Below are 13,389 nucleotides of genomic sequence, written 5' to 3' on the forward strand. Positions count from 1 at the left end.
GGAGTGCCGAATGTAGCAGGGCAAATGTCATCGGTGCGGCGTGTCCTGTACACATATTCAGTGCCATGCCGGACGACGCCGTTCCTTCACGCCGCCTTGACGCACTTTCTCAGGCGCCATAGCGGCGCTGGCACAGCTCGCAGAAAAAGCTGCGGCGATTGCGCTTGCCCAGGTAACCGCGCGTCAGGGGGACATGGTGGATCGGGCAACTGCCCTGGTTATGCACCAGCCAATGCTTGCGCAGTACGTGCGCCTTCTTCCAGTCCAGGAACCGAAAACTGTATTCGCGTGCCTGGGCCACGATCTCGCTCGACTTGCGCGGCGGCAGGTCGCCGACGCGGGAAAGCGGATGCACCTTGCACAGGAACAACACCTCGTTCTTGATGATGTTGCCTACGCCGGCAAACACGTCCTGGTCCAGCAGCGCATCGCAGATCAACGCCTCCGGCATGGCGCGGAGCTTCTTGCGCACCAGGCGGGCGTCCCACTGATCGGACATGATATCGATACGCCAGTCGTACTGCGACGCGATGTCGCCTTCCAGCAGCTTTACCGAGCAATTGTAGAAATTGAGCTCGCCCTTGGCGAAAACCAGGCCGAGCCGCGGCACGATATCGCGCTGCTCATTGATCCGGTAGCTGCCGAACATCAACAAGTGCACGCGCACGAAAAATCCGTCGAACTGGATCAGCGTCTGCTTGCCGAAACTGCGCAGGGCGACGATGCACGCGCCCTCGATGCGCGCCATCGCGATCTTCGCGTTGCCATGCGCGCGACGCACGCGCTTGCCGACGAAGATCGATGCCTCGTCCCGCAGTATCGCTATGGAAGGGCCTTCCGGCATCTCGATCCCGGCTTCAATGCGCAACCGCCGCGATGCCCGCGGCAAGCAAAGCCAGGCCAAACACCAGCCACGCTACCTGGTCCCCTACCCGCCCCGCATGCAGCGAACGCAACGCGCCGATGGAAACGTGCGCCGGCCACAGCGCGCGATGCTCGAGCAGCCTGGCGGCGAACAGTTGCAATGCGGCGATCACCATGGCCAAGCCGAGCGCCAACCATGCGAAAAATTCGCTGCTCGACGATGGCGCGGAAGCGGCCGGCACGACATAGGCCTGCGCGCCACTCAGTACCGACCACGCGGGCATGTGCATAAAGGTGGCCGCGGCCATGCGCGCCATCCGCCGCAATGGTTCGCCCGCCACCAGGTTGGCTGCTACCAGCATCGCCAGTGGTACGAACATCATCGACCAGGGGCGGTCACCGCTTTCCGATTCGTGCGCGGCAGGTGCCTTGCCCGCTGGCAATTCGCCCTTGCCGAGAAAAATCCGCACACCGGCGCGCAGCACTGCCGCACCCGTGGTGGCGGAGGAAATCACGATGATCGCGACCAGCCAACCCGTGCCCTGCGCCTTGCCGGCGCCTTCGATGGCTTCCGCGCCCGCGGCCATGATGCCGACCGGCAAGCCGGCCAGGCACAATCCGGCGATGGCATAAAAGCACCCGAGCAGATGGCGATCGCGCGCGCGCCCGTAGAGTTCCAGTTCGTCCACGCTGTCCAGCGTGGCGGCGAGCATCCCGGCGGCCATGAACAAGGCCGCTTTCACCATGCCGTGGCCGAGCATGTACAGCAGCCATCCAGTCGCGCCGCTGCCGGACACCAGGCACAGCGCGGCCAGCATCACGCCGACGTGGCTCACGGTCGAATACGCCAGCAGGCGTTTCAAATGGGTCTGCTGCAACGCCATGAGACCGCCCACCAACGCGGTGACCGCACCGATCGGCAACAGCAGTGCATGCAGCAAGGCGGCAACGGCCGGCACGTCCACGTAGGTGGTCATCGCCAATCGGCCGAGCCCGAACAGGCCAACCGGCACCATCACCCCGGAAAACACTACCGAGACCGGCGTAGGCGCTACCGCGTGCGCGTCGGCCAGCCAGAAATGAAACGGCACGGCCGCGGCCTTGATCAGCATGGCCGTGCCCATCAACACAAACGATGCCTCGGCGAGCACGTCGGCATGACCGGCCGCGAACAGCTTGCCGACCAGCGCCATGTCCAGCGCGCCGGTGGCCGCATAAGCCAGCCCTACGCCGGCCATCATCAGGAAACTGCCGAGCGTGTTGACCACGGTGAAATTGAGTGCGCCTTCCAGGGCCGCGTCTTCTAGCCGATAACCGGTCAAGGCAAAGGCGATCACGCTCATCGTCTCGAACCAGACGAAGGCATTGAACAGATCGTGGGTGAAGCAGAATCCGATCAGCGCGGCGCAGAACATCAGCATCAGCGCGTGGAAGTGGGCGCGTACTTCCTCGAAGTAGTGCCAGGAGAACATGAAGGTAAGCGCGAACAGGCCGGCAATGAAAGCACCCGCGCCGGCGCCCGCGCTATCCACCACGAAGCTGATGCCCAAGACCGGCCCATGCGCGGGGGCCCATCCGCCATACCAGTACACCATCGGCATATGGGTGGCCGCATGCGCGAGCGCTGCGCACTGGATACAGATTGCCGCGGTGGCAAGAATCGCCACCGCATCGACGATCCGCCGCGGCACCGCTTTTTCAAACAGCAGGGCAAGCGCCGCCACCAGCAGCGGCAGCACCACCGGCAACGGTATCCAGTGCAACAGGTTCAAGGAATCGGCTCCAGCTCTTCCGGATCGAGCGTATGGCGGCGCTTGTGCAATTGCAGGGCCAGCGCCAGCAGCAAGGCGGTCAACGCCGCGCCCACCACCACGTCAGTCAACACCAATGCCTGCATCACCGGATCGACCGCCGGCGTTCCCGGCGGATGGTCATAGAAGATCGGCGGACCGGCATGCCATACGAAACCGATCGCCAGCAACAACACGTAAGTGCCCGACTGCACCACCGAAAGGCAACCGATCAGGTGCACGAAATGGCGGCTGGTGACGATGCCATAGATACCGACCGCCATCAGCCAGGCCGCGGCCAGCCAGGGCAGCAACGTGATCATCATGGCGATGCTCCGGATGCGGGCTCGCGCGTTTCTTCCAGGAACTCCACCAGCACGCTGGCGAAGCCGCCGGCGATCGCGATGGCAACCGCCAGGTTCATCAGCGGGATCAGGCCGCCGCCGAGCAGCGACTTCGGCGCGCCTTGCGGCAATACGTTCTCCAGGAAACCCGCCCCCAGCGCCATCGGCAACAGGCCCACCAGTACGCAGCCGACCGCGCCGAAGGCCTCGCTGCGTTGCATCACTTCCGGCGGCATCACCTTTCGCCAGCTGCGATAGCCATCGCCCAGGAACAGCAACAACAAGCCCGAGGCAAAGATCGCGCCGCCCTGGAAACCGCCGCCCGGTGTCAATTGGCCGTGCGCGATGACGTACAGCGAAAAAGCTGCCGTGCCCGGCAGCATCCAACGCACCAGCAAGGCGACAGCCTCGCTGCGTGGCGGCAACAGCCGCCCATCCGTATGGATAGCCTGGTCGGATGCATCTTCGCCGCGCCCGCCACGCAGCAACACGGCCAGTCCGGTGGTCGCCGCCACGAAGATGAATTCCTCGCCCAGCGTATCGACGCCGCGCACATCGAAAATCACCGCCGTGACGATATTGGTGGCCTGGCGCATCGAAGGCACATGCGCATTGATGATGGCGCCATACGCCGGCAAGGCCTGCCCGAACGCGGGCATATGCATGGCGACCAGCACGCTTGCCGGCGCCAGTACCAGCAAGGCGAGCACGCACAGCAAGCGGCGCAGCAGGAGCGCATGTTTCGGCGCGGACGTGCTCATGAGGGTTTGTTCCGGCGTCCGCCGCCGCGCACGCTGGCCAGCACGGTCAGGAACATGACCGGCACCAGCGCGGTACCGACGGCGATCTCCGAGTACGCCACGTCCGGCGCTTCCAGCGCCAGGAACAGCATCGAAAGCATCAAGCCATGCGCGCTGATCATCAGCACCTGCCGTTTTGGCCGGCGCGTCAACGCCACCAGCGTGCCGCTGAGCATCACTACGAGCAGGCAGCCGGCAATGGCGGGCGTCATGCTTCACCCCCTTCACGCGGGCGCATCAACCGGCCCAGCGCGTGCGCAACGCCCACGCTGACCAACGCATTGAACAGCCACAGGAACGCCACCTTCGCCGCAGCGAGCGACCAGCCTGTCTGCGCCAATACCACCACCAGCAGCAGCGGCGAAGTCGCCAGCGGCACGAAGCTGACCGCATGCAAACGATCCATGCCATGCGACAGGCGCCATAGCGCCGCAGCGGAAATCCAGCAACATGCCACCAGCAGCACCAGCATGACCTGGATCAACAGGTTCATAGCCAGCGCTCCATGTACAGCGTATAGGCCAGCGTGCCTGGCAGCCCGAGCAAGGTGAGCGTCAGCGCCAGATCGATATACGAAGGCTGCTGCATCGCCAGTGCGATCAACACCAGCACCATGGCGACGATGCAACTGATGAACTGCAACACCAACGGCCGCGTCCGCGTCGGCCCGCCTCGCGCCAGCAGCAGCCCGGCGACCAGCGGCGGCAACAGGGCGAGGATGGCGATCCAATACATGGCATCACTCCGAACGGCGGGTAGCGTCGGCGCGATGCACGCGCAAGGCTTGGTGGTGCGCCTCGATGGTGTACGCCAAGGGGCCGAACGACGTCGTCAGGATGGCCAGCGCGCGCTGCTTGGGCACGGTACGCATGTCGGTGCCCTCGATCAGCACCGGCATCGGTTCCATCAGTTGCTGGCCGTAGCGCCTGCGCCATATGGAAGCCAGCACGCGCCAGCCGCCTTTGGGCACATCACGCAATGCGCCATTCGCGGCAAGTTTCAGCATATGCAGCGGTTGCGGCCTGCCGACGAAACGGAAGGCCGACCAGCGCAGCAACCGTCCATGCCACAGCGCAGCGAACAAACCGGCAATGGCTGCGACAACCACCTCGGCTACCGACACGCTGCCCGCGAACAACAGGCAGACCGCGCCGAACACAGTTGCTTCCAGCAGCAAGCGCCACATCTTCACGCTCCGGTGATTTTCTTTGATTCTGCCACCCGTCGCGTGCAAGAAACGCGCACGGATGAGCTCGCCCCTTGCCGCGACACAAGTGCGTTGCGTGCACCATCTGCGCGCCTGTGCGCATCCGTGACGGGGCCGCGACAAAAGCTGCACAGCACATGCACGGCGTTCTGCCTAGCTTGCGTTTGAGCTATCGCGCCGATGCGCGCGAGCGCCTTCGTTTTTCCTCTGCATGCCTGCGTGAGTTCCCTGATTTACGTTTACGCACGCTGCCGCCATCATTTGGAGTGGAGCGCCATGAGCAAGCCAACCGTCGGAGATTTCCTGGTCGAGCGATTGCACGCCTGGGGGGTGCGGCGTATCTACGGCTATCCGGGCGATGGCATCAACGGCGTGTTCGGCGCCTTGAATCGCGCCAAGGGCAAGATTGAATTCATCCAGGCGCGGCACGAGGAAATGGCCGCCTTCATGGCGTCGGCGCATGCGAAGTTCACCGGCGAGCTGGGCGTATGCATCGCCACCTCCGGGCCTGGCGCGGCGCACCTGATAACCGGGCTCTACGACGCGCGGCTCGATCACATGCCGGTACTCGCCATCGCCGGCCAGCAGGCGCGCGCCGCGCTGGGCGGACACTATCAGCAGGAAGTGGACCTGCCTGCCCTGTTCAAGGACGTCGCCGGCTCCTTCGTGCAGCAGGCGAGCGTACCGGCGCAGATACGCCATCTGGTGGACCGCGCCGTGCGCACGGCCCTGTCCGAGCGCGTGGTCACGGCGCTGATCCTGCCCAATGACCTGCAGGATTTGCCGTATGAGGCGCCGGGACGCAAGCACGGTACCTTGCACTCGGGCGTGGGTTACCGCAAGCCCAAGGTGGTGCCTTACGAACAGGACCTGCGCCATGCGGCCGATGTGCTCAACGCAGGCAAGAAAGTCGCGATCCTGGTCGGCGCCGGCGCACTGCATGCCACTGACGAAGTGATCGCAGTAGCCGACAAGCTCGGCGCCGGCGTGGCCAAGGCGTTGCTCGGCAAGGGCGTGCTGCCGGATGACCTGCCGTGGGTCACCGGCTCCATCGGCCTGCTTGGCACCGAACCTAGCTACAAGTTGATGACCGAATGCGACACCTTGCTGATGATCGGCTCGGGCTTCCCCTATTCCGAATTCTTGCCCAAGGAAGGCAAGGCGCGCGGTGTGCAGATCGATACCAAGGCCGACATGCTCAGCCTGCGCTATCCGATGGAAGTCAACCTGGTCGGCGACAGCGCGGAAACGCTGCGCGCCCTGCTGCCTCTATTGCAGAAAAAGGAAGACGAAGACTGGCGCGAGGACATCCAGCATTGGATGTCCCAGTGGTGGAGAAAACTCGAAGGGCGCGCGCTGGCTTCGGCGGAAACCGGCGTCAACCCGCAGCGCACGGTATGGGAACTGTCGCCGCGCATTCCCGCCAACGCGATCGTCACCAGCGATTCCGGCTCCGTCGCCAACTGGTATGCACGCGACTTGAAAGTGCAGCGCGGCATGCTGTGCTCGCTTTCCGGCGGCTTGGCTTCCATGGGTGCGGCCGTACCCTATGCGATCGCCGCGAAATTCGCCTGGCCGCAGCGGCCGGTGATCGCATTGGTCGGCGATGGCGCGATGCAGATGAACAACATGGCCGAATTGATCACCGTGGCCAAGTACTGGAAGCAATGGGATAACCCATGCTGGATCTGCATGGTGCTGAATAACGCCGACCTCAACCAGGTAACCTGGGAACAGCGTGTGATGGAAGGCGATCCCAAGTTCGAAGCATCGCAAGATATTCCCTCGGTGCCGTATCACCGCTTCGCCGAATTGATCGGCCTGAAAGGCATCTATGTAGACGATCCCGAACAAATGGGCGCCGCCTGGGAAGACGCGCTGAAATCGGATCGCCCGGTGGTGATCGAAGTGAAGGCCGACCCGAACATACCGCCGCTGCCGCCGCACATTACGCTGGCGCAGGCCAAGGCCTTCGCAACGACGCTGATGGAAGGCGATCCCGACGAAGGCCACATCGTGCGCGATACCGCCAGGCAGGTATTAGGCGCGGTATTGCCCGGACACAAGGACAAGGAGTAATGAGGGCCGAGCCTGGCTCCGTGCCCGACCCTCATCCGGCATGCCGATGACGGGCAAACGCACGTCATGGATCGCGCTTGGTTGCGCGGTGGCGACGGTTGCGGCGACGGCGGCGCTCGCGCCGCATGCGTCCGGCTTGCTGCCGCGCCGACGCAAGCGGGCGCGGCAGGCGCATGTCGAAACCTCGCGCAGCTTCAATCGCGGCTCCGCCCTGCTGGCTTGTTCGGTGCTCACCGACAGCGCCATGGAACACTATCGCGGCGCCTTCTCCAATCCGGCGATGTATCTGCCGCCTGCCGTCGCCACGCTTTCGCTCCTGGCCGGACTGCACGGCGGCGCCGACCGGCATGCGCGGACACACGAAGTGCGCCATGCGATCTACTGGGGCGCCGCGCTGACCGGTGTGGCCGGCACCGGCTTTCACCTCTACAACGTCATGAAGCGCCCGGGCGGCTGGAGCTGGCAGAACCTGTTCTACGCCGCACCGCTCGGTGCGCCCACCGCGCTGTTGCTGTCCGGTGCGCTCGGCGCCGTGGCCGAACGCCTGCGCAACCAGCCGGCGCGTGCGCCGCGCTTGCTGGGCATGCCAGCCGGCAAGGCGCTCGGCTTGCTGTGCGGCATCGGCCTGGCCGGTACGGCGGCCGAAGCGGCGCTGCTGCATTTCCGCGGTTCGTTCCAGCACAAGGCGATGTATGCCCCGGTCAGCGTACCGCCGGCGGCATCCATCCTGTTGCTGCATGCCTCGCTGACCCCGCCGCGCCCACGCTGGCTGGCGCGCACCGTACTGCAACTCACCTGGCTGCTGGGCTGGATCGGTACCGCGTTCCATGTGCGCGGTGTCGCACGCCATCACGGCGGCTGGCGCAACTGGAGCCAGAATCTGTTCAACGGGCCGCCGGTGCCGGCACCGCCGAGCTTTTCCGCGCTGGCGCTGGCGGGGCTTGCCGCGCTGCGGTTGCGCGAGGGGGAGAGACGATGAGCACGCCGACTCGTTATCCGGACTACGACGTCCTGCGCAAGCGTCAATCGCCATCGTGGGACGAGGTGACTCGTTCGGTCATCGACGAGCGCCTCAAAACGCCTTCGGATCCGTGCTTTCTCGATGCCGTGCAATGGCGTGCGCTGGAGGCGTTGTGCGCGTGCATCGTGCCGCAAGATCGCCAGGACCGGCCACCGGTACCGCTGGCCGGCATGCTCGACCAGCGCCTGCATAAAAACAGCGGCGACGGTTTCCGCCATGCGCGCCTGCCGCCGTTGCGCGATGCGTGGCGCATCGGCCTGGCCGCGCTCGATGCGGAAAGCAAGGCGCGGCATGAACTGCCGTTCGCCAGCCTCGACCACGACCGGCAGGTAGCATTGCTCAAACAGCTCCAGCACGGTGAAGTCGCCGGCAGCGCATGGCACGGCATGGATGCGCAGTTGTTCTTCACCCAGCGGGTGTTGCCGGATATCTGCGGCGCCTATTACTCGCACCCGTATGCGTGGAGCGAGATCGGCTTCGGCGGTCCCGCCAATCCGCGCGGCTATGTGCGCATGTATTACGACCGCCGCGATCCGTGGGAAGCGGTCGAGGCCAAGCCGGGCCAGGAGCAGCGTGCACGCCGGGAAAACCGCCGTGTCCGCTGACGCGCAACACCAGCCACGCGGGAAAAACGGCCGTGCGCCGGATGTATTCCGGGTCGGCGGCTGGGTGCCGATGCGCGAATATCCGCAGAACGAAGAGGTGGATTTCGCCATCGTCGGCACCGGCGCCGGCGGCGCCACCCTGGCCTGCCGGCTGTCCGAATTAGGCTTCAAGGTGATCGCCTTCGACGCCGGCGCCTGGTGGCGCCCGCTGGAAGAATTCGCTTCCGACGAATCGCACCAGAAGAAACTGTTCTGGACCGACGAGCGCCTGTGCGACGGCGAGGATCCGGTCAAGCTCGGCAACAACAACAGCGGCAAGGCGGTAGGCGGCAGCATGGTGCATTTCGCCATGGTCTCGCTGCGCTTTCGTCCCGAATGGTTCAAGGCACGCACGCTGCTGGGCTACGGCGCGGACTGGCCGCTCGACTGGCGCGAGATGTGGCACTACTACGCGCAGGTCGAGGACGCGCTGAAAATCTCCGGGCCCGTGCGGTATCCCTGGGGTCCGGACCGCGGACGCTATCCCTATCGCGAGCACGAATTGAACGCGGCGGCGCTGGTACTTGCGCGCGGCGCCGAAGCGATGGGTATCGCCTGGACGCCGACGCCGCTGGCCACGATCTCCGCGCCGCGCGGCCTGGCGCATCCATGTGCCTATCGCGGCTTCTGCGTTTCCGGCTGCGCCACCAATGCCAAGCAGAGCACCTTGAATACATGGATCCCGCGTGCGTTGCAGGCCGGCGCGGAAATCCGCGACCTGTCGATGGTCGGCAAGATCGCGGTCAACGATGCCGGGCGCTGCACCGGCGTGGAATATTTCCGCGAAGGTCGCTGGCAATTCCAGCGCGCGAAAAACGTCGTGGTGGCCGGTTACGCGATCGAGACCCCGCGCCTGCTGCTGCTCTCGGCTACCGGGCGCTTTCCGGACGGGCTCGCCAACAGCTCCGGCCTGGTCGGCAAGAATTTCATGGTGCAAGCCAACCAGGCGGTATGGGGTTTGATGGACGAAGAAATCCGTGCCTACAAGGGACCACCCTCGCTGGCGATCACCGAACACTGGAACTACACCGACGAAGGCAAGGATTTCTTTGGCGGCTACTGCTACATGAGCCAGGGCCCGCTGCCCATCGTGTGGTCGCTGGCCGAGGCAAAGCGCGGCCTGTGGGGCGATGCGCTGCTGCAGGAGATGCAGCACTACAACCATCAGGCAGGCCTGAAGATCGTCGGCGAAACCCTGCCGCAGGAACGCAACCGCGTCACGCTGGCTGATGAAAAAGACGAGCACGGCCTGCCGGTCGCGCGCGTTACTTTCTCGTATTGCGACAATGACCGCCGCCTGATCGAGCATTCGCTCGACTTCATGGGCAAGGCATTGCACGCGGCCGGCGCAAAGAACATCTGGCGCGAGACCGACGATACCTGCCATCTCAATGGCACGGCGCGCATGGGCAGTGATCCGCGCAGCAGCGTGGTCAACGCGGACTGCCGCAGCTGGGACATTCCCAATCTCTGGATCTGCGACGGTTCGGTCTTTCCCACCGTCGGCGGCGTGAATCCTTCGCTCACCATCCAGGCCATCGCCTGCCGCACTGCGGACAGGATCGCAGTGCTCGCTTCGCGCGGCGAGCTATGACGGACGAGAGCGTTTGGCCCGGTCGCGTTCCCACTTGTTTTCAAGGGCTATTGCCTGGGCAATGCGAAGCACGTCGAGGCTGCGCACGCATCACGCCTTTTCGTTGATGACCAGGTCGAGCACGCGCTTCAATTCCGGGAGCCCGACTGGCTTGACCAGGTGGCAGTCGAAGCCGGCGTCCGTGGTGGCCGCCCTATCGGTTTCCTGGCCCCAGCCGGTTTGCGCGACAATGACCGTGTCTTTGAGCACGTCGTCTTGACGAAACAGCCTGCAAACCGCGTGTCCGTCCATATAAGGCATGCCGATATCCAGCAGCACCGCGTCGGGCCGGAATTCGCGCCCCGCCTCCAATGCCGAGCGGCTGTCATGGACCAGCAGGAAATCGTGGCCCATATCTTCCAGCAGCCAGCCAACGGTTTCGGCCACGTCGGCATTGTCGTCGACGACGAGTATGCGCAATCGCCTGCCCGGCTCGTTTTCACCATGCGGGTCGCTGCTGGGGGCATGCCGGACTTCCTCCGGCATTGCCGGGAGCCGCACCGTGAAGGTGGCGCCGCGGTCGATGCCATCACTTTGGACCGAAATGCTGCCTTCGTGCATCAGCACCAGTTGCTTGACCAGGGCAAGACCGATGCCGAGACCGCCCTTGGCGCGATGCACATGGCCTTCGACCTGCGTGAACATCTGGAAAATCTGCGATTGCATCTCGGCGGGAATGCCGATGCCATTGTCGGAAACGACGATGACAAGCTCGTCGTGCTCGCGATAGACATCCAATGCGATCACGCCATTCTGCGGCGTGTATTTGGCGGCATTGTTGAGCAGGTTGCCAATCACCTGGGCGATGCGGGTCTTGTCCGCCTTGATCGAAATCGGATACGAAGGCAACGTGACGTTAAGTGTATGGCTGCCGGCATCGATCAGCGGCCGGCACAGTTCGACCGCCGACTGCACCACCTCGCTCGCCGCCACCTCGGCTTTCTGCAGCGTGATCTTGCCCTGGCTGACGCGGGAAACATCGAGCAGATCGTCGACCAGCCGGACCAGATGGTTGAGCTGCCGGTCCATCATGTCACGCACCTGGGCGGCTCGTTCCGGATCGGGACAGCCGCTCAGGACATCGATGCCCATGCGCAGCGGCGTGAGCGGGTTGCGCAATTCGTGGGCAAGCACCGCCAGGAACTGGTCTTTGTTTCGATCCGCATGCCGGAGCGCCTCCGCCGACGCCTCCAGTTCGTCACGCTGGGCGGCGATCTGCTGCTGCTGGCGATGCAGCTCGAAAAAGACGTTGGTCTTGCTGCGCAGGATATCGGTCTCGATGGGCTTCTGGATGAAGTCGACGGCACCGGTCTCATAGCCGCGAAACTTGCGCTGGCTGTCGGCGCTTCCGGCCGTGACGAAAATGATGGGAACCCGGCGCGTGCGATCGTTGCCGCGCATGAGTTCGGCCAATTCAAATCCATCCATGCCCGGCATCTGGACGTCCAGCAGAGCCAGCGCGACATCGTGGACGAGCAGCAGCTCGAGCGCCTCTTCGCCCGAGCGCGCTTTCAACAGCACCAGTCCGTCGCGGCGCAACAGCGCCTCCAATGAAAGGAGGTTTTCCGCAAGATCGTCAACCAGGAGAAAATAAATCGGTGCCATAGACGACTTGCGCCTCACAAGGATTTCAGAAACTCGGATAGTTCGCCCACGGAGAGCATCCGGGCCTCGCTGCACGCGGCCAATGCCGCTTCCGGCATGGCCGAAGCGTAAGCCTGGGATGCGTCCTGCACGAGTACCATTCCGCCCGCTTCCTGGATGGCCCTCAATCCGTTGGCACCATCCTCGTTCGCTCCGGACAACACGATGCCGACCAATGAAGGGCCGTAAATGTCGGCAGCACTCTCGAACAATACGTCGATGGCCGGCCTCGAATAAAACACCGGCTCATCCGAGGAGAGCGCCATCGTTCCATCTTTCTCGATCAGCAAGTGATAGTCCGGAGGAGCCACGTATACGGTTGCCGGACAGATGGGTTCCTTATCCTCGGCTTCGCGAACTTCGAGCTGGCATTTCGATTGCAAGACTTCCACCAGGGCGTTCTTCCGATCGGAGGGCACGTGCACCGTTATGAAGATGGATGCCTGGAAACCCGCGGGTATGCTTCCGAGGATCGTTGACAATGCTTCGAGAGATCCCGCCGAACCGCCCATCACCACGGCTTTAACGAGCGGGCGATTCATGCGTCACGTTTTTGGTAGATGCGTTCATTTTTATCGAAATCGAGGAAAAAATCGGCTTCGCTGGAAAAGCGGAGGCTTTCTTTCGCTCCCAGCCCAAGGAACCCTTTCCTCACCAGCGATTCGCGGAACAACTTCAACGTTCGATCTTGCAGTGTCCGGTCGAAATAAATCAACACATTCCGGCAGGAAATCAGGTGCATTTCACCGAATACCGCATCGGTAACCAGGCTGTGGTCGGAAAATACCACCCGGTCGCGCAAGGTGCGGTCGAACGATGCCTTGCCGTAGGCGGCACTGTAGTAATTGGAAAGCGACGATTTGCCGCCGGACTTCTGGTGGTTTTCGGTGAACAGCTTGATCCGGTCCAACCCGTAGATGCCATCCGATGCCGCCTTCAACGCCGCCTGGTTGATGTCGGTCGCATAAAACATCGTGCGCTGTTCCAGGCCTTCTTCGCGGAACAGGATGGCCAGCGAATGAACTTCTTCGCCGGCGCTGCAGCCGGCTATCCAGACCTTGAGCGACGGGTAGGTCCGCAGCACCGGCACGACTTTCTCGCGTATCGCCCGGAAATAGCCGGGGTCGCGGAACATTTCGCTGACCTGCACCGTGAGATAGGCCAGCACGTGCGGCAGGATGCGCGTGTCGTGCAGCAGACTTTCTTGCATGGCCGAGAAATTGGTGAAGCCGAGTTTTTCTTTCAGCTGCCGCAGCCTTCTCTTGATCGAAGCCGGCGCGTAATCGCGAAAATCGTAGTGATAGCGCTGATAGAGCGCCTCGAGCAGCAGCTGGATTTCCAGGTCCTCGACCGGATCGTTCAC

15 protein-coding genes are annotated in these 13,389 nt (G+C 63.7%); 4 read left to right on the top strand and 11 right to left on the bottom strand.

The features are described from left to right. Window positions 1-109: 109 nt before the first annotated feature. The 8 genes from ISP15_RS09890 to ISP15_RS09925 are packed head-to-tail and all read right to left on the bottom strand — an operon-like array spanning window position 110 to window position 4,984. Window positions 110-868 carry a DNA-formamidopyrimidine glycosylase family protein gene (locus ISP15_RS09890; RefSeq protein WP_404547126.1) on the bottom strand — a complete coding sequence of 253 codons (759 nt, stop codon included), beginning with the start codon at window positions 866-868 and terminating at the stop codon, window positions 110-112. Further along, window positions 858-2,636: a complex I subunit 5 family protein gene (locus tag ISP15_RS09895; protein WP_404547127.1), complete on the bottom strand. Its 1,779-nt coding sequence runs from the start codon at window positions 2,634-2,636 to the stop codon at window positions 858-860. The genes ISP15_RS09890 and ISP15_RS09895 overlap by 11 nt, the downstream gene beginning before the upstream one ends. After that, window positions 2,633-2,980, bottom strand: a complete 348-nt coding sequence (locus tag ISP15_RS09900; protein ID WP_404547128.1) for a sodium:proton antiporter — start codon at window positions 2,978-2,980, stop codon at window positions 2,633-2,635. Before ISP15_RS09900 ends, ISP15_RS09895 begins: the two co-directional genes overlap by 4 nt. Continuing rightward, complete coding sequence (locus ISP15_RS09905; RefSeq protein WP_404547129.1) at window positions 2,977-3,759, bottom strand: MnhB domain-containing protein; 783 nt, start codon at window positions 3,757-3,759, stop codon at window positions 2,977-2,979. The genes ISP15_RS09900 and ISP15_RS09905 overlap by 4 nt, the downstream gene beginning before the upstream one ends. Beyond that, window positions 3,756-4,010 carry a Na(+)/H(+) antiporter subunit B gene (locus tag ISP15_RS09910; protein ID WP_404547131.1) on the bottom strand — a complete coding sequence of 85 codons (255 nt, stop codon included), beginning with the start codon at window positions 4,008-4,010 and terminating at the stop codon, window positions 3,756-3,758. Before ISP15_RS09910 ends, ISP15_RS09905 begins: the two co-directional genes overlap by 4 nt. Then, on the bottom strand, window positions 4,007-4,291 hold the full coding sequence (locus ISP15_RS09915) for a hypothetical protein (protein WP_404547133.1): 285 nt from the start codon (window positions 4,289-4,291) through the stop codon (window positions 4,007-4,009). Before ISP15_RS09915 ends, ISP15_RS09910 begins: the two co-directional genes overlap by 4 nt. After that, window positions 4,288-4,533 carry a monovalent cation/H+ antiporter complex subunit F gene (locus tag ISP15_RS09920; RefSeq protein ID WP_404547135.1) on the bottom strand — a complete coding sequence of 82 codons (246 nt, stop codon included), beginning with the start codon at window positions 4,531-4,533 and terminating at the stop codon, window positions 4,288-4,290. The genes ISP15_RS09915 and ISP15_RS09920 overlap by 4 nt, the downstream gene beginning before the upstream one ends. A gap of 4 nt (window positions 4,534-4,537) precedes the next feature. Next, window positions 4,538-4,984, bottom strand: coding sequence for a hypothetical protein (locus ISP15_RS09925; RefSeq protein ID WP_404547137.1), 447 nt, complete (start codon window positions 4,982-4,984; stop codon window positions 4,538-4,540). A 297-nt stretch (window positions 4,985-5,281) separates the two neighbouring features. Here ISP15_RS09925 and ISP15_RS09930 point away from each other — a divergent pair, with 297 nt between their 5' ends. From ISP15_RS09930 to ISP15_RS09945, 4 genes are read left to right on the top strand one after another with little or no spacing between them, the layout of a single operon-like run. Beyond that, entirely contained in the window at window positions 5,282-7,084 is a 1,803-nt protein-coding gene (locus ISP15_RS09930; RefSeq protein ID WP_404547138.1) for a thiamine pyrophosphate-requiring protein, read from the top strand. A 46-nt stretch (window positions 7,085-7,130) separates the two neighbouring features. Further along, window positions 7,131-8,063 (top strand): hypothetical protein, encoded by a 933-nt coding sequence (locus tag ISP15_RS09935; protein ID WP_404547140.1) that lies wholly within the window; start codon window positions 7,131-7,133, stop codon window positions 8,061-8,063. Further along, window positions 8,060-8,710 (top strand): gluconate 2-dehydrogenase subunit 3 family protein, encoded by a 651-nt coding sequence (locus tag ISP15_RS09940; RefSeq protein ID WP_404547141.1) that lies wholly within the window; start codon window positions 8,060-8,062, stop codon window positions 8,708-8,710. Before ISP15_RS09935 ends, ISP15_RS09940 begins: the two co-directional genes overlap by 4 nt. Further along, entirely contained in the window at window positions 8,700-10,343 is a 1,644-nt protein-coding gene (locus ISP15_RS09945; protein ID WP_404547142.1) for a GMC family oxidoreductase, read from the top strand. The genes ISP15_RS09940 and ISP15_RS09945 overlap by 11 nt, the downstream gene beginning before the upstream one ends. A 90-nt stretch (window positions 10,344-10,433) precedes the next feature. Here the strand turns inward: ISP15_RS09945 and ISP15_RS09950 are convergent, their stop codons facing one another. Genes ISP15_RS09950 through ISP15_RS09960 form a run of 3 tightly spaced genes read right to left on the bottom strand, consistent with a single transcriptional unit; the run spans window position 10,434 to window position 13,389 of the window. After that, the gene (locus ISP15_RS09950) at window positions 10,434-11,987 is read right to left on the bottom strand and encodes a response regulator (protein WP_404547143.1); all 1,554 of its coding nucleotides are present in this window, start codon (window positions 11,985-11,987) and stop codon (window positions 10,434-10,436) included. Between the two features lie 14 nt (window positions 11,988-12,001). Further along, entirely contained in the window at window positions 12,002-12,568 is a 567-nt protein-coding gene (locus tag ISP15_RS09955; RefSeq protein ID WP_404547144.1) for a chemotaxis protein CheB, read from the bottom strand. Then, a complete protein-coding gene (locus ISP15_RS09960; protein ID WP_404547145.1) occupies window positions 12,565-13,389 on the bottom strand; it encodes a CheR family methyltransferase in 825 nt (274 codons plus the stop codon). The genes ISP15_RS09955 and ISP15_RS09960 overlap by 4 nt, the downstream gene beginning before the upstream one ends.

The sequence above is a fragment of the Dyella jejuensis genome (assembly GCF_044904675.1).
GTDB lineage: Bacteria > Pseudomonadota > Gammaproteobacteria > Xanthomonadales > Rhodanobacteraceae > Dyella_B > Dyella_B jejuensis.